At 46.1% G+C, this 15,397-nt stretch carries 16 protein-coding genes; 7 read left to right on the forward strand and 9 right to left on the reverse strand.

Annotated features, from left to right (window positions below):
• Nucleotides 1–4 precede the first annotated feature (4 nt).
• Nucleotides 5–550: an inorganic diphosphatase gene (locus CLV42_RS25820; RefSeq protein WP_106604825.1), complete on the forward strand. Its 546-nt coding sequence runs from the start codon at nucleotides 5–7 to the stop codon at nucleotides 548–550.
• Between the two features lie 105 nt (nucleotides 551–655).
• Here the strand turns inward: CLV42_RS25820 and CLV42_RS25825 are convergent, their stop codons facing one another.
• Entirely contained in the window at nucleotides 656–1,429 is a 774-nt protein-coding gene (locus CLV42_RS25825; RefSeq protein ID WP_106604826.1) for a C40 family peptidase, read from the reverse strand.
• Nucleotides 1,430–1,509: 80 nt separating this feature from the next.
• On the opposite strand from CLV42_RS25825, the gene CLV42_RS25830 reads away from it, so the two are divergent.
• From CLV42_RS25830 to CLV42_RS25845, 4 genes are all read left to right on the forward strand, one after another.
• Nucleotides 1,510–2,082 (forward strand): RNA polymerase sigma factor, encoded by a 573-nt coding sequence (locus tag CLV42_RS25830; protein ID WP_106604827.1) that lies wholly within the window; start codon nucleotides 1,510–1,512, stop codon nucleotides 2,080–2,082.
• On the forward strand, nucleotides 2,075–3,184 hold the full coding sequence (locus CLV42_RS25835; RefSeq protein ID WP_170117650.1) for a tetratricopeptide repeat protein: 1,110 nt from the start codon (nucleotides 2,075–2,077) through the stop codon (nucleotides 3,182–3,184). Before CLV42_RS25830 ends, CLV42_RS25835 begins: the two co-directional genes overlap by 8 nt.
• Nucleotides 3,185–3,415: 231 nt before the next feature.
• Nucleotides 3,416–3,982 (forward strand): RNA polymerase sigma factor, encoded by a 567-nt coding sequence (locus CLV42_RS25840; RefSeq protein ID WP_106604829.1) that lies wholly within the window; start codon nucleotides 3,416–3,418, stop codon nucleotides 3,980–3,982.
• 53 nt (nucleotides 3,983–4,035) lie between these two features.
• On the forward strand, nucleotides 4,036–4,389 hold the full coding sequence (locus CLV42_RS25845) for an anti-sigma factor family protein (protein ID WP_106604830.1): 354 nt from the start codon (nucleotides 4,036–4,038) through the stop codon (nucleotides 4,387–4,389).
• 73 nt (nucleotides 4,390–4,462) lie between these two features.
• Here CLV42_RS25845 and CLV42_RS25850 read toward each other — a convergent pair whose 3' ends face one another.
• Both CLV42_RS25850 and gyrA read right to left on the reverse strand, forming a co-directional pair.
• Nucleotides 4,463–5,716 (reverse strand): tetratricopeptide repeat protein, encoded by a 1,254-nt coding sequence (locus CLV42_RS25850; protein WP_106604831.1) that lies wholly within the window; start codon nucleotides 5,714–5,716, stop codon nucleotides 4,463–4,465.
• Nucleotides 5,717–5,846: 130 nt separating this feature from the next.
• A complete protein-coding gene (gene gyrA, locus CLV42_RS25855; protein ID WP_106604832.1) occupies nucleotides 5,847–8,435 on the reverse strand; it encodes a DNA gyrase subunit A in 2,589 nt (862 codons plus the stop codon).
• A 407-nt stretch (nucleotides 8,436–8,842) separates the two neighbouring features.
• On the opposite strand from gyrA, the gene CLV42_RS25860 reads away from it, so the two are divergent.
• The gene (locus tag CLV42_RS25860) at nucleotides 8,843–10,168 is read left to right on the forward strand and encodes a saccharopine dehydrogenase C-terminal domain-containing protein (RefSeq protein ID WP_106604833.1); all 1,326 of its coding nucleotides are present in this window, start codon (nucleotides 8,843–8,845) and stop codon (nucleotides 10,166–10,168) included.
• Between the two features lie 92 nt (nucleotides 10,169–10,260).
• On the opposite strand, the gene CLV42_RS25865 is transcribed toward CLV42_RS25860, so the two are convergent.
• Entirely contained in the window at nucleotides 10,261–10,944 is a 684-nt protein-coding gene (locus tag CLV42_RS25865) for a Sir2 family NAD-dependent protein deacetylase (RefSeq protein WP_106604834.1), read from the reverse strand.
• Nucleotides 10,945–11,026: 82 nt separating this feature from the next.
• On the opposite strand from CLV42_RS25865, the gene CLV42_RS25870 reads away from it, so the two are divergent.
• A complete protein-coding gene (locus CLV42_RS25870) occupies nucleotides 11,027–11,884 on the forward strand; it encodes a phosphatase PAP2 family protein (protein ID WP_106604835.1) in 858 nt (285 codons plus the stop codon).
• A gap of 22 nt (nucleotides 11,885–11,906) precedes the next feature.
• Here the strand turns inward: CLV42_RS25870 and CLV42_RS25875 are convergent, their stop codons facing one another.
• The 5 genes from CLV42_RS25875 to CLV42_RS25895 form a co-directional block, all read right to left on the reverse strand.
• The gene (locus CLV42_RS25875; RefSeq protein ID WP_106604836.1) at nucleotides 11,907–12,818 is read right to left on the reverse strand and encodes a DUF4349 domain-containing protein; all 912 of its coding nucleotides are present in this window, start codon (nucleotides 12,816–12,818) and stop codon (nucleotides 11,907–11,909) included.
• 64 nt (nucleotides 12,819–12,882) lie between these two features.
• Entirely contained in the window at nucleotides 12,883–13,293 is a 411-nt protein-coding gene (locus CLV42_RS25880; protein WP_106604837.1) for an EVE domain-containing protein, read from the reverse strand.
• 32 nt (nucleotides 13,294–13,325) lie between these two features.
• Entirely contained in the window at nucleotides 13,326–14,045 is a 720-nt protein-coding gene (locus CLV42_RS25885) for a (Fe-S)-binding protein (RefSeq protein WP_106604838.1), read from the reverse strand.
• A 126-nt stretch (nucleotides 14,046–14,171) separates the two neighbouring features.
• Nucleotides 14,172–14,663: a 6,7-dimethyl-8-ribityllumazine synthase gene (gene ribH / locus CLV42_RS25890; protein ID WP_106604839.1), complete on the reverse strand. Its 492-nt coding sequence runs from the start codon at nucleotides 14,661–14,663 to the stop codon at nucleotides 14,172–14,174.
• A 19-nt stretch (nucleotides 14,664–14,682) separates the two neighbouring features.
• Nucleotides 14,683–15,387 (reverse strand): tetratricopeptide repeat protein, encoded by a 705-nt coding sequence (locus CLV42_RS25895; RefSeq protein ID WP_106604840.1) that lies wholly within the window; start codon nucleotides 15,385–15,387, stop codon nucleotides 14,683–14,685.
• Between the last annotated feature and the right edge of the window lie 10 nt (nucleotides 15,388–15,397).

Here is a 15,397-nt window from a genome sequence, read left to right on the forward strand (position 1 = left end):
GTTGATGATGACGACGAACAATCCCTGGCATAGTGTCAGCACAGGATCAGAAGCGCCTAAAATAGTGAATGCTATTATTGAAATTCCTAAAGGCTGTCGTGCCAAATACGAGCTGGATAAAGAAAGTGGCTTGCTCAAGCTCGACAGGGTACTGTATTCTTCTGTATATTACCCGGCTAACTACGGTTTTATTCCAAAAACCTACTGTGATGACCATGACCCGCTGGATATCCTCATCCTCTCCCAGGTAGACGTTGTTCCAATGTGTATCATGGAAGCCAAAGTGATCGGTGTAATGCAGATGATCGATAACGGCGAAGCGGATGACAAGATCATCGCTGTAGCTGCCAACGATATGAGCGTTGCCCACATCAACGATATCTCTGAACTGCCTCCTCACTTTACAGCGGAGATCCGTCACTTCTTCGAAGAATATAAGAGACTGGAACACAAAACAGTAAAAGTTTCTGAGTTCCAGAACAAAGCAGTGGCTGAACGTATCATCCTGGAAAGCATCGAGTTCTACAACAAGACTTTCGGCGAGAAATAATTAAAAAGACCGGTAGCTTTATCCGCTGCCGGTCTCTTAAAAAGAAAACATCCCATAGCTACAGTACCTTCCTGGTGACTATTGCTATGGGATTTGTTTTTATATTTAGAAGAACCGTTTAATGATCCTCAGTTTATGGGTTCTCACCCCGGTATCTGTATTGGTAATTCCCTGGTTGTCAATAGGGTCTACCCTCACCTTACCTGATGAATGAATGATCTCATGGTCATTCAGCAATATCCCTACATGCGTAATACGCCCTTCCGTATTATCGAAGAAGGCCAGGTCTCCCAGGCGTGCTTCCTGCAGAAAATCAACCGTGGTTCCCTGTGTAGCCTGCTGGTAAGCATCCCTTAACAGATCGAGCCCCAATGTCCTGTATACTGTTTGCGTAAAACCGGAACAATCCACGCCAAATACAGATTTACCACCCCACAAGTAGGCAGTGTTCAGATACTGGAAAGCAGCCGCCGTCAGCGCTCCTGTATCTACTGCGTTCCCCTTACCTATCGCAGCCAGCTTTTCCTCAAACTGTACAGTCACTCCTCCCCAGTTTGTCACAGGGGCATTTCCCAGCTTTACAGCGCATCCGAAAGGCACATGCATAAGCTTACCACTCAGCTGCACTTTGTTCACCCAGGCGGTCGTATAATGCGTATACGGTGCGCGAAATAACGTCTCGTCGATGATTTCCAGGTGATTAAAAGTAGCCCATCCTTCATATCCGTCGAACTGGCATTTTACCTTCACCCAACCGTCATTTCCTGTTATAACAATTTCACTGCATTCCCCCCACAAGGCTTGTGAGATAATTTCACTTTTGTGAGATGGTTCCGACCGTAATGGCATTACCGGTACAACTGTAATCGCGTATGGCATACTAATTGTCTAAAATAATTATATGTCAAAGACAACAAAATGAACATTTTTGTCTTTAATATGTAAATATAGGTAACACTATGCTACAGCAATTAACTAATTTATCAGATAAAGAATTGATTTCCCGGGCAAGAAAACTCAAGGACCAGGAAGCAGAAGGTGTACTAATGGAAAGATACAGCCACCTGATGGTTGCTGTTTGCCTCCCTTACCTTAATAATGGTCCCGGAACCGCACCCGAAGAAGTTTATCCCAGGCTGCTGCAGCGCCTCAGCGCCAGTCTGAAAACCCAGACGATCCCGAAAGCCAATGAATGGATCCACCATACTATCAGGGCACAACAAGCTCAGACAGAAAAGAACAATCCATTTTTTCCCAGTACGGAATCCAGGGAACAGCAACAGCTGGAAAATAAGGTAGAGAAAGTAGCTACCAATCTTAAAGAACAACAACTGCTGGCGGCAACGATGGAAGCAACCCTTGACAAGCTGCCTGCAGAAGACAAATATTTCCTGAAAGAATTTTACCTGAATAATAAAACCTTTACAGAACTGGCAACCACCAAAAAGTATAGTGTTGAAAAAACGAGGCAGATTCTACAGCAGGCAAAGCAAAAAATGGCGTCCTTATTGATGAATGAAACCTATGAGTAACTTGGAAAATAATGAAAAACTACTGAAGATATTCAGTAACATCCGCTGTCTGAACAGGGATCAGCTTCCCCGTTACCTGGATGGCCGTTTGACCGATGTTGAGAAACACCTGGTGGAACAGCATCTCGTTGACTGCGATCTCTGTTTTGATGCATTACAGGTACTCCAGCAACCGCAATACCGGGAAAAATACCAGCCGCTCGCTACCAGTATGCAACAATATATCCGCAGCAGTATCAAGCGGATCTCCCAGGTGCATAAGGTAGAACGCTACCAGCGCCAGGAGCAGAAAAAGGAAAGCTTCCTGATCTACTTCTGGATAGTGGCAGCTATTGCTATTGGTGCAGGTGGCATTTACCTCGTACAGCAACAGGGCAAATTCAAAGCCCCCGTATCGAAAGCAATTGCCAGTAATACCGAGCTCCGGACTACACAATCTGAAACACCTCCGGTACAGGCGTCCATCGTGACTCCTGTAAGAGAGGAAAATGAAGTAGGCCGGAAGCCTGCGGCACCGGTTACAAATGTTACAGCTGCGCCCCCTGTTACTGCAACACCACCTCCGGCCGCTCCCCCCAAACCAGTGGTGAAAGACTCTGTAAAGGCAGTTGCGAAACCACCGGCACCAGTCACTGCTGTCAAAGACAGTATCAAAGACACCGCGCGGAAACAGCTGGCCGCTGCGCCTAAAGCGCCGGAAGTAAAAGACCCTGCGAAGGACAAAACACCTGCGCCGGATCGTAAGGATACGCCTACCGTAGCAAAGAAAACGGAAGATAAACCAGAGCCTAAAGCACCTCCTAAAAAAGAAAAAGAGGACGCCCCTGAAAAGAAGACCGTTGCGGAGCCTACAAGCACCGATGAATTCCTTTATAAGGCGGCCATGGTATATCACCAGCAGGGCGACCTGAATGAGGCTATTTCGCGCTATAAACACCTGTCTGAGAGCCCCGGCAAATACGGCGAACTGTCCCGCTATCAACTAGCTATCTGCTACCGCAGCAAAGGCCAGACCGGTAAAGCCCGTCGTATGTTTAAAGAAGTAGTGCGCATGAACGGCAGCATGAAGGAAAAGGCACAGGCGGCGCTGGATAATCTCTGATCTCCTGATATATAGTCCGATCCCCCATCAGCTGCTTAACAAGTCCATAAAGCGTTCCTACACCCCATTAAACGGAGTTCTTTATGGGTTTTACGCAGCCTCTTTCACATGTTGCCATATTCCCCCTTCTCATTGACGGCCTCTTCCCGTCTCTGTTTACAATTGCTTTTATTTTTATGGAAATTCCACGGCTCAGGCATCTTTATATTACAAGTATTTTATCTTTATCCAGTGATTTATAAGAATAGCCAGGAATTAACAGACGAAGAGCTGCTGGAACGGTTCAAAACCGACGATAACAGCGATTGGATAGGCATCCTGTTTGACAGGTATGCGATCCTTTTATTGGGTATGTGCATGAAATACCTTAAAAACGAAGAGGATGCAAGGGATAGTGTACAACAGATCTTCCTGAAGGTATTAGCCGAGATCAATAAACACAAGGTACAATTCTTCCGGGCCTGGATCTACCAGGTAACAAGGAACCATTGCCTGATGCAGTTAAGGCAGAAAACCCAGGTAAGACAGGAAGAAGTCAGTGAAAAACACCTGAACAATCCTACGGAACAGGAAGAGGATAAAGCCCGGTTTGTAGAGAAGGATAATATGCTGGAGAACATGCAGCACGCGCTGGAACAGTTAAACCCTGAACAGCGTATCTGTGTCAAACTATTCTACCTGCAGAAATTATCCTACCAGGATATTGCCGGCCAGACCGGTTATACTTTATTACAGGTAAAGAGTTATATTCAGAATGGAAAGCGTAACCTGAAGCTGTTATTGAGTGCACAGGGATAGCAAGTATTGTTGAACGCATCAGATAGTATGCATGTTTAATTATTGACGATTTTATGAACGAAGAATATCAGGATATTTTCACCACAACGGCCTGTCCTACACAACAGCAATTGCTGGATTATGTGCAGGACCGGTTAACGGCAGAAGAGCGGCATGAAGTGGAACTTCATCTGGCTGATTGTGAGATGTGCAGTGAAGCCGTGGAGGGATTATCTGCCTTTACAGAGAAGGAAAAGATCCCCGTTTGGCTGCGCCAGATGAAATGGCAGATGCTACGTAAACTGCGTGCCCGCAAACGCCGCAAGCACCAGGTATCTTACTTTATTGAACTGGCCATTATCGTGATCGTGGTCCTGTTCATTATACTCGGCGCTTTCTGGACCTACCATTTCATGACACACAAATAAAGATCTTCCGCAAATAAAAAGTCCCGGCTGTATATACAACCGGGACTTTTTTTATGAAATATGTATCAATCTATTATTTCAGATTTTCCAGCTTCTTCTTAACAACTTCTACTTTCGCATTGTCGTTCTTGATAGCATAGATCTTCTGCAGTGCATACAGACAGCTTTCGTAAGTCTGTTTGTCACTTGGCTCCAGGCTTGCAGCTTTAGCAGTGAAGTTTTCGTCTGCTTTCTCGAAGAAAGGCAGCGCCTGATCCATCAGACCAGTTACTTTTGTCTGCAGTTCTTTTGCTTTGGGAGTGCTCAGAGATTTGCTGTCCATTGCATTCAGCTCTTTGTTAAAGCCTACTGCACGGTTGAAGTACAGTGCACCTAACTGGAAGTTAGCAGTAGCATCGTCAGCTTTCAGTTCGATCGCTTTCTTGTAAGCACCTTCTGCTTTGTTCATCAGCTCATCGTAGTTAGCTGGTTTTGCAGCATCCTGACCGTTTTCGCCACGAGGGTTAGCCAGGTTGTCTACACGAATACCATAGTCCAGTACTGTCTGGAAATCATTTGGATTTTCTGCCATTTTCTTTTCGAGCATGGTCAGTAATTCAGCAGTTTTACCGGTTTTGGAGTAGTACATCAGCTCCATATCGTTAAAACGCTTATCCTTAGGGAAGGTAGTTTTACCCTCTTCGATGGTTTTCAGCCAGTTTGCGTTATCACCTTTCTCTTCGTAAGTCTGCGCCAGGAGCACATACAGGGCTGGTTCAGCCTTGAAATGCAGGTCAGCAGCCTTTCTCAGGTAAGTCAGCGCCTCATCTTTCTTACCAGCCTGGTTAGCAGCGTAACCAGCGTAGAAGGTCATAGAAGTATCTGCAGGAATAGAACCACCTAAGTTCTTACCGTTATAAAAATCAGCAATAGAGAAAGCATCTCTGAAGTGCAGGTAAGCGGAATCCCATTTCTGGTCGTTCAGGTTAGCGTAACCGGCGTTACCTATGGTAGCATATAGATTAAACATACGCTGGTTCAGTTCCAGCAGGGCTTCTGGCAATTTAGCATTGATATCCAGGGCTTTCTTGTAAGCTTCGAATGCTTCCAGTGCTTCTTTGGAATCTTTCTTTTCAGTAGCAGCTGCCTCGTAGATTTTACCTTTTACATACCAGGTTTTAGCTTCGCCTTTGGTTTTTTCATTTTCCAGTGCTGCCTGAATATCGGCTTTCGCTTTATCATAGTCTTTTTTAGTCAGTGCTTCTTCTGCGCTGTTTACCTTTGCACGCTGCGCTACAGCAACCAATCCTGCACTGCAAAAGACCAATGATACCAGTAATTTTTTCATGTTGCTCAATATTTTTTTGTTTTCTATAAGTATGGCCTTAGAGTTTAATGCCTGTTTCAACCATAATAAATACAATCTGCCGCAGGTTAACCATTATTAGTTCGCACAAATATTTTGCGGTTTCTTATAATTATTCTGCAGGCGTTTCATCTTCCGAAGCCTCAGCTGTTGCTGTTCCCGGTTCTTCTGAGCTGTTATCCCCGAGCTGTTCGCTTTCTTCTCCTTCTATACCTTCAACATCGAGTTTTTCTTCTTCCTGTTCGTCCAGACGTGCTACAGCTGCGATTTCATCGGTATCGTCCAGTCTGATCAGGCGAACGCCCTGTGTGGCCCTTCCTGCCTCGCGGATATCAGCTACCGCCATACGGATAGTGATACCGGACTTACAGGTGATCATCAGGTCGTCTTTCTCTGTTACGTCAAGGATCGCGATCAGGCTACCTGTCTTTTCTGTGATATTGATGGTCTTAACCCCCTTACCACCGCGGTTGGTAATTCTATATTCTTCAATATCAGTACGTTTACCGAATCCCTTCTCAGAAACCACCAGTACAGTACGTGTGGCATCCTCCTTATTTACACAAATCATACCAACCACTTCGTCTTTGTCGTTATCTACCTCGATACCTCTTACCCCGATTGCGCCACGGCCTGTGTCACGTACGGTATTTTCAGGGAAACGGATAGCACGGCCACTCTTGATAGCCATCATGATCTCACTGTTACCATTGGTCAGTTTAGCTTCCAACAGTTGGTCGCCTTCATTGACAGTGATAGCGTTCACACCATTCTGACGCGGACGGGAGAAGTCTTCCAGCAGGGTCTTCTTGATGATACCATTTGCTGTACAGAGTACAATATAATGAGAGCTGATAAAATCTTTATCATTCAGGTCCTTGATATCTATAATGGCCCTGATCTTGTCATCTGTAGGCAGGTTGATGAGGTTCTGGATGGCACGTCCCTTACCGCTCTTCTCACCTTCAGGGATTTCGTACACTTTCAGCCAGTAACAACGGCCTTTCTCTGTGAAGAACAACATGGTATGGTGGGTAGAGGCTACGAACAGGTGCTCGATATAGTCCTCTTCACGCGTCTTGCCACCCAGTGCACCACGGCCACCACGTTTCTGCTGACGGTAGTCATATGCAGAAGTACGTTTGATATAACCCAGGTGAGAGATAGTGATCACCACATCTTCCTCTGCGATGATATCTTCCATACGCATTTCGCTGGCCAGGTACTGGATCTCCGTTTTACGCTCGTCTCCGAAACGTTTCTTCACATCTTCCAGTTCATCTTTGATGATCTTGAAACGCAGTCCTTCGTCGGATAATACTTCCTTCAGGTAAGCTATCAGTTTCATTACTTCGTCGTATTCTTCCTTGATCTTATCGCGCTCCATACCGGTCAGACGTTGTAAACGCAGTTCCAGTATTGCTTTAGACTGGATCTCACTCAGTTCAAAGCGGCTCATCAAACCGTCTTTCGCTTCATCCGGTGTACGGGATGCACGGATCAGGGCGATCACTTCATCCAGGTGGTCCAGCGCTATCAGGTAACCTTGTAAGATATGCGCTTTTTCTTCCGCTTTACGCAGTTCGAAACGGGTTCTGCGTACTACTACTTCATGACGGAAGTCAACGAATTCTGCCAGCATCTCTTTCAGGTTCAGCACACGCGGACGGCCTTTTACCAGGGCCACGTTGTTGATACCGTAAGAGGTCTGCAGTTCTGAATATTTATACAACTGGTTGATCACCACGTTAGCGATCGCTTCACGTTTCAGATCGATTACCAGGCGCATACCGTCACGGTCACTTTCGTCACGCGCTTCAGAGATGCCTTCAATTATTTTATCATCAGCCAGCTGCGCGATTTTCTGGTGCAGGGCAGCCTTATTGATCTGGTAAGGCAGCTCATAGATCACCAGGCGCTCACGGCCTGCTTTGGATGTTTCTACGTTGATTTTACCACGCACCACTACCCTTCCGCGGCCGGTCTCAAAGCCCTGTTTTACACCTTCATAACCGTAGATGATACCGCCGGTCGGAAAATCAGGCGCTTTCACATATTTTATCAGCTCTTCGATAGTGATCTCACGGTTATCGATGTAGGCGATCAGCCCCTCAATTACCTCTGTCAGGTTGTGCGGCATGATGTTGGTCGCCATACCTACCGCAATACCGGACGCACCATTGATCAGCAGGTTCGGAATACGTGTAGGCAATACGGTAGGTTCTTCCAGGGTATCGTCAAAGTTCAGCGAGAAATCCACTGTTTCTTTATCGATGTCTTCCAGCATGGCCTCTGCCATTTTCTGCAGACGGATCTCCGTATAACGCATGGCTGCCGGCATATCCCCATCCACAGATCCGAAGTTACCCTGACCATCCACCAGCATGTAACGCAAGCTCCATGGCTGGGCCATACGCACAATGGTATCGTAGATGGAGGAGTCACCATGCGGGTGGAATTTACCCATTACCTCCCCTACAATACGGGCTGACTTCTTGTAAGGCTTGTTACTGTTGTTCCCTAACTCATTCATACCAAACAACACGCGGCGATGTACCGGCTTCAGACCATCCCGAACATCCGGCAGAGCACGACCCACGATCACTGACATAGAATAGTCTATGTAGGCCGTTTTCATCTGCTCCTCAATGTTAATCTGGATGATCTTGCCGTCTTGCGGATTTTCCGTATTTTCTGACATTGTATATTGTTGATTTACAATTTACTTCCTAAAAAAATAAATAGACGCAAATATAGCCATTTTAAGCCGTATTCCGGCCTTTTTGACAGAGAATGTGAATAAAAAAGGAATTGTCATATGGCACAAATACACTATACAATAGTAACAAATTCCGCAGATACTCTATTTAATCCTTATTTTGCAATAACTCCTTCAATTAATATTCCATATAATAGAAAAGAGGAATATTGGGAAAATAAAATATTGGCAAACATTTTGTTTCTAACCCGGTGAAAATCAAAGGGTCGCGGACAGTTAATTATAATTCGGGTAGGTTAAAAACGAAATTTACTGAAATTTCGAACATTAGTAACACGACTGATGTTAAATCCCTGTTCTGTAACCATATTAAAGATGAACAAATTAATATGAAGAATATACTCTTGTTTGGCGCCGGAAAGTCGGCCACTAGCCTGATCGACTACCTGGTATCAAATGCACCGCGGCAAAAATGGCATATCACTGTCGCGGACCAGGATCTTGCACTTATCAAGTCAAAGACCGGCAAATCTTATTACGTTACCCCCGCTGTTATTGATATCCGGGACCAGGCTTCCAGACAGAAACTGGTAGAGGAAACAGATCTCGTGATATCGCTGCTCCCACCTGCACTGCATATTTTCGTCGCCAGGGACTGCCTGCAGTTCAATAAGAACCTGCTGACCGCCTCCTACATCGATCCGGAGATCAGACAGCTCGAAAAGGAAATAGAACAGGCAGGCCTCCTGTTCATGTATGAAATGGGACTTGACCCCGGTATCGACCATATGAGCGCCATGAAACTCATTCACTCCATTGAAAAGAAAGGCGGCCAGATCTCCGCATTCCGCTCTTATTGCGGCGGCCTGATCTCCCCTGAAAGCAATGATAATCCCTGGCAGTACAAGATCTCCTGGAATGCCCGCAATGTCGTGTTGGCAGGCAGCTCAGGGGCCATATTCAGGGAAAAAGGTAAAGTGAAGGAGATTGCCTACCAGCAACTGTTCGATCAGCCTAAAACCATCCATATCCCAAGTCTGGGTAAACTGGCTTATTATCCCAACCGGGACTCCATGGGCTACATGGATGCTTATAACCTGGAAGAGATCCCTACCTTCATGCGGGCTACCCTACGTTACCCCGACTTCTGCGAAGGATGGAGCACACTCGTGAAACTAGGCCTGACAGACGACGCTAAAAAAATACAGACTGATGCCATGACCTATTACGATTGGGCCAGTCAGAAAATAGAACAGGATCCGAAACTGAGCCATGAAGAAAATATCGCCAATTACCTCGGCATCAGCGCCAAATCCAAGGTACTCCGACAGCTGAAGTTCCTCGGACTGCTGAATGGCGAAACCATCGGCCTCGGCGAACAGACCAATGCCACCATTCTCCAGCATGTAGTGGAATCTAAACTGGGTATGGAGCCCGCCGATAAAGACATGATCGTGATGACACACGAAATAGAGTTCGAGAGAAGAGGCATGACTACACGCCTGCATAGTTACATGATCACACAGGGAGAAGACAGCCTCCGTACTGCCATGGCAAAAACAGTAGGACTACCCCTCGGCATAATGGCCAAACTGATACTCCAGGACAAAGTCAGCCTCAAAGGATTGAAGATCCCGATCATGCCGGATGTATACAATCCTGTGTTAAAAGAGCTGGAAGACTACAATATCCGTTTTGAAGAAAGCTTCGAATAAGTTGTTACACATAATAGCAAGCGGCCATCCACCATAAGGTAGATGGCCGCTTGCAGTTTAACCGTTCCCGATTGTAATGCGGCAACCCTTGTTTATAATTTCGCCAATGCCTCTTCCAGCTCCAGTATCCCCAGCGTAGCGGGTTTCTCTATCTTTACCAGTCCTTCACGAGACATTTCAGGCAGCTTTTTATCGATCACAAAGGAAGGCACTCCCTCCTTCAGACAGTCAACCAGGCCTGCAGCTGGATATACCACCAGTGAAGTACCTATCACCACAAAAATATCAGCAGCCATCACGATTTCAGCGGCATCCACAATCTTATGCACAGCCTCTCCGAACCACACAATATCCGGACGTAATTGTCCGCCATCTGCCGCCATATCTCCTATGTTGATATCCCCTTCTATCGGATAATTACGCGTCTCATCCAGCACACTACGCATTTTAAAGATCTCTCCATGCAGGTGCAATACTTTTTTTGAACCCGCTTTCTCATGCAGGTTATCAATATTCTGGGTGATGATCTCTACGTCAAATTTCTCCTGCAAACGGGCCAGGCCCAGATGTGCAGCATTAGGCTCCGCCGCCTTCACATCCTGGCGGCGCATGTTATAAAAATCGAGCACCAACTGCGGATTTTTCCGCCATCCTTCGGGGCTGGCCACCTCGTATACGTTATATCCTTCCCACAGCCCGTCGCTGTCCCGGAAAGTCCGTAACCCGCTTTCTGCACTGATGCCGGCGCCAGTTAAAACAACCAATTTAGTCTTCATTTGTACAAGATATTTTCAAATTTTAAATATACGGGTTTTAACATTTACCGTAACTTTATCGCTTAGAATAATACAACAGCAATTGAAGATTTTACCAACGCTTACACTGTGCGGTGTATTGTTAATACATGTGAATGCCCACGCACAGTCAGACACTACAACCCTTAGCTATGCCGATAGCACAAAAACGAAGGAGCAACATATACTGACTGCTGCGGATACCACTATACGTTACCGTATAAACGGCGCTTACCTCGGTAGTATGTGGACTGACCTGAAATATACTGTATCCAGACCTGCACACTGGAATGGAAAAGACTTTACCAGACTCGGTATCGTGCTGGGTACTGCCGGTGGTTTGCTGGCTGTTGACTATGAAGTAAAACAGTTCTTTCTCCGTAATCATACCAACTTCTGGAACAGCGTGACCGGTCAGATAGAACCTTTTGGAAACGCTTACTCTCCGTATTTGGTAGGTGGTATGTATGTGGCAGGTGTGATTTCCAAAAACCGGCAGCTGGAACATACCTCACTGATGACAGCCAAATCATTACTGATCTCTACACTGATCTATACTTTCACCAAGTCCGTAGTAAGACGTGGCAGGCCGACATACTATGATGATAACCTCGTATTTAATGCGCCCTTCTCTATGGATAAATACCATACCTCCTTCCCTTCCGGTCATATGCTGACAGTGACGTCTGTGGCTACTGCCCTGGCAGAGGCTTATGGTGAGGATCATCCATGGGTGCCCTGGGTAGCTTATTCTATTGCGATCATGACAGGCACTACCCGCCTTTACCAGGAAAGACACTGGAGCAGCGATGTGTGGGTGGGAGCCTCTCTCGGTTACTTCGTTACAAAAGGCGTCTTCAAACATCACCGCCAGCTGGAACGTAAAAAAGCAATGGCAGCCTTAGCGGCTACCATGCCATAAATCCCCCATCAATCATCTTACGTCAAGCGATAACTTTTGCCAGGCGGCGGCGTTTTCTGTATCTGCGGATAATGATGATGCTTGCTGCCACCACTATCCATACAGGCCATAAACCGATGATAGAGATAAGCGTTGCCAGTACATGATTCCAGCCGTCCTTGATGGAGAAGAAGATACTGGAAAAGAAACCTGGTCCCTGTGGCGCTGTATTCGAAAATGTCTGGAAAAAAGAGAGGTGGATAACGCTCATGGATACATTGTGGTCTATGTACTGCAAACGGCCCTGAGCTGCTTCCACTTCTTCACGGATAGTCTTCAGCTGTTCTTCTACTTTCAATACATCTTCTACATTCTTTGCCTGTTTCAGGATATCCAGGTAACGTTGCTCAACTTCCTTCCTGGCCTTCATTCTGGCTGCAACATCCACGTATTCCTCTGTGACGTCTTTTGATGTGATATTTTTTTCAAGCAGGTTCTCATCTGCACCAGCCAGGGTGTTCAGACAGCTGTCAAATTTAACCGAAGGTACCCTGATCTCTAACTGTGCCTCCCATGTTGTTTCCGAACGGCTCTCCTGTTCACTGATAATCTCCCCGCCAAAGCGGGCAATCATTGCTGTCAGCTCTTTATGTGTACGTTTATAATCGCGGACAGCGTAACGGATAGTGCCTTCTTTGACGATCTTTTTGGGAATGTCGGCAAGGGAAGCCGGTGGAGCTGGAGGCTGTTCTTCGGCGTAAGTGGTTGCGTCTTCCGCTACGACCGGAGGGGTGAAAGCAAGCGTTTGCTGTGGTGCTGGTGCTTTCCATTGAGCCGCTATTCCTTTATATTCGCCTGTGTGGTTACCGCAGGCGCTTAGTAGTAGGATGGCTGTCAGCAGCATACAAGGGATAACAAATGCGGTATCCTTTAAAACAGAACATCTTCTTGTCATAGGAATTTATTTTTAGGATAAATACTATAACAAGAAGATGCGCCAGGAATTAAAATTCCACAAACTATTTCATATCGCCCATTTCCAGGATGGTCTCATATTCGTCTGCAGTCACTGCACAAACAGAGAGACGTCCCTGGCGGATGAGTGAAAGATTTTCCAGTCTTTTTTCAACTTTCATTTGCGCCAGCGTAACTGGTGTTTTGAAAGGTTTTACCGGCTGCAGGTCTACCACTACCCAGTTAGGATCAGGCGTGGTCGGATCCTGGTAATGTTCTTTCGCTACTTTGGCAATACCTACTACGGCCAGGCCTTCATTACTGTGATAGAACAATACATGGTCTCCCTTCTTCATACCTTTCAGGTTATTGCGTGCCTGGTAATTACGCACACCATCCCAGAAGGTCTTTCCGTCCTTTACAAATTGATCCCATGAATACTTAAAAGGTTCTGATTTTACAAGCCAGTAGTTCATTATGCTGATGATTTTAATTCGTCTGTTGCCGCTTACCAGCCACTGGCCAGTACGTCAGCAATATGCATCGTTTTGATATTCAGTTCATGTTTCCTGATATAGCCGTCCAGGTGCATCAGGCAGGAAAGGTCCGTAGAGATCAGGTAATCTGCACCGCTGGCCACTGCATTATTCACTTTCTGTTCTCCCATACCGATAGAGATAGGCTCGAACTTCACGGAGAATGTACCACCAAAGCCACAGCAAACCTCACAATCATTCATTTCCTTCAGCTCCAGCCCTTTCACTTTGGAGAGCAGGCTGCGGGGACCTTCCTTGATGCCGCATTCGCGTAGCGCGCCGCAGGCATCATGATAGGTAGCCACTCCATTGAGCGTGGCACCGAGATCTGTCACATGCAGCACATCTGTCAGGAATTCGGTGAATTCATACAGTTGTCTGCGCAGCATCTTTACATCATTATGTGCAGCGGAATTGTCAAACAGTTTGCCGTAGTAATTACGTACAAACCCTGTACAGGAGCCGCTGGGCGCCACTATATAATCGACAGTATGGAAGTCTTTGATGAATTTATTGGCAACGGAGCGGGCTTCATCCCAATATCCTGCGTTAAAAGCAGGTTGTCCGCAGCAGGTCTGGTTGGGATTATAATTAACGGTACATCCCAGCTTTTCCAGCACCTTCACCATATTGAAGCCTGTTTCCGGGAACAGCTGATCTACGAAGCATGGAATAAAAAGCTGTACGTTCATTGAGTTAGTCTTTAGTTATAAGCCGCAGTTTTGGTAGCTGCTGGCAACACGAATATAGCATACCGGCTGAAAACTCTGGCGACAATGAACTTCACACGTAACTAATATGGGGCTTAGCGGTTATGCTTACAATTGACGCATCATAGATATCATTTTCAGTGCGGTGACAGCGGCTTCCTCCCCCTTGTGCCCATGTATGCCTCCCAGTCTTTCTTCCGCCTGCTGCATATTGTCAACAGTCAGCACACCAAAGATAACGGGTACCGGCAATTCAATATTCAGTTGCATGATGCCTTCCGTTACACCTTTACAAACATAGTCAAAATGTGGGGTTTCTCCTCTTATCACGCATCCAAAAGCAATAATAGCGCCAGGTTGTTTAGCAGTACCCTGCGTACGCTGCCAGTACTGTTTGCAGGCAAATGGCAGTTCAAATGCGCCTGGCACAACTACTTTTGAGACCCTGGATACTTTGTATTGTGCCAACGACTTTTCGCAACCTGCCACCAGTTCGTTGATCACCGTATCATTCCATTCGGTATATACTATAACAACACTGGCATCCTCTAAATTGAGAATGCCAGCATCGTTCAATAAGCTTTGATTATGTATTGACATGACCAGATTAAAATATCAATTAATTCCTCACTTCACCCAGGCGCGCCAGGTATTTCTCCATTTCGCGACCTTCAGCGGTCTGAGGATATTTATCGCGGATTTCTTTGTAAACAGCAATGGCGTCAGCAGGTTTGTTTGCTTTTTCCAGTGCCAGTCCTGCGCGGAACAGGAAAGTAGGTGCAGTCAGCTCGTTGTTGCTGTGATGACCTGCTTTTTTATAATATTCGATGCCTTCTTCAGTTTTGCCCAGTTCCATGTAAGCATCGCCGGCTAAGCCATAAGCCATTGCCTGAACGATCTGGTCGCCGCTGCTGAAGTCTTTCAGGAGGTCTACGCCTTTCTGGAATTCACCCAGTTTTACGTAGGATACACCTGCATAATATTTTGCTAACTGACCTGTTTTGGTGCTGCCGTATTGATCAATTACCTGCAGGAATCCGTAATAGTTACCATCTCCATTTAATGCTAGACGGAAAGAATCCTTCTCGAAGTACTGCTGTGCATGGAATACCATGTCCTGTGCTTTCTTCTCGTTAGGAGCTTTGATGAATCTGTTGTAGGCAAAAGAACCGCCCACTACCACTACTATTACGAGCAGGGCTATGATAATGCTGTTTTTATTCTTGTTAAAGAACAGTTCCGCCTTGTGGATGGAGTCTTCCAGTTGGAATTCCTTTGACACGGAAGTATTTTCAGCTGCGGTCTTATTTTTTGTCTCGGTCATTGTAAATGTG

Source organism: Chitinophaga ginsengisoli (assembly GCF_003014595.1).
Classification (GTDB): Bacteria; Bacteroidota; Bacteroidia; order Chitinophagales; family Chitinophagaceae; genus Chitinophaga; species Chitinophaga ginsengisoli.

Excerpts from the sequence above, each read along its gene's own strand:
- CLV42_RS25820 (WP_106604825.1), top strand. The coding sequence starts at position 5 with ATGATGACGACGAACAATCCCTGGCATAGTGTCAGCACAGGATCAGAA.
- CLV42_RS25825 (WP_106604826.1), bottom strand. The coding sequence starts at position 1,429 with ATGCCATACGCGATTACAGTTGTACCGGTAATGCCATTACGGTCGGAA.
- CLV42_RS25830 (WP_106604827.1), top strand. The coding sequence starts at position 1,510 with ATGCTACAGCAATTAACTAATTTATCAGATAAAGAATTGATTTCCCGG.
- CLV42_RS25835 (WP_170117650.1), top strand. The coding sequence starts at position 2,075 with ATGAGTAACTTGGAAAATAATGAAAAACTACTGAAGATATTCAGTAAC.
- CLV42_RS25845 (WP_106604830.1), top strand. The coding sequence starts at position 4,036 with ATGAACGAAGAATATCAGGATATTTTCACCACAACGGCCTGTCCTACA.
- CLV42_RS25850 (WP_106604831.1), bottom strand. The coding sequence starts at position 5,716 with ATGAAAAAATTACTGGTATCATTGGTCTTTTGCAGTGCAGGATTGGTT.
- gyrA (WP_106604832.1), bottom strand. The coding sequence starts at position 8,435 with ATGTCAGAAAATACGGAAAATCCGCAAGACGGCAAGATCATCCAGATT.
- CLV42_RS25860 (WP_106604833.1), top strand. The coding sequence starts at position 8,843 with ATGAAGAATATACTCTTGTTTGGCGCCGGAAAGTCGGCCACTAGCCTG.
- CLV42_RS25865 (WP_106604834.1), bottom strand. The coding sequence starts at position 10,944 with ATGAAGACTAAATTGGTTGTTTTAACTGGCGCCGGCATCAGTGCAGAA.
- CLV42_RS25875 (WP_106604836.1), bottom strand. The coding sequence starts at position 12,818 with ATGACAAGAAGATGTTCTGTTTTAAAGGATACCGCATTTGTTATCCCT.
- CLV42_RS25880 (WP_106604837.1), bottom strand. The coding sequence starts at position 13,293 with ATGAACTACTGGCTTGTAAAATCAGAACCTTTTAAGTATTCATGGGAT.
- CLV42_RS25885 (WP_106604838.1), bottom strand. The coding sequence starts at position 14,045 with ATGAACGTACAGCTTTTTATTCCATGCTTCGTAGATCAGCTGTTCCCG.
- ribH (WP_106604839.1), bottom strand. The coding sequence starts at position 14,663 with ATGTCAATACATAATCAAAGCTTATTGAACGATGCTGGCATTCTCAAT.
- CLV42_RS25895 (WP_106604840.1), bottom strand. The coding sequence starts at position 15,387 with ATGACCGAGACAAAAAATAAGACCGCAGCTGAAAATACTTCCGTGTCA.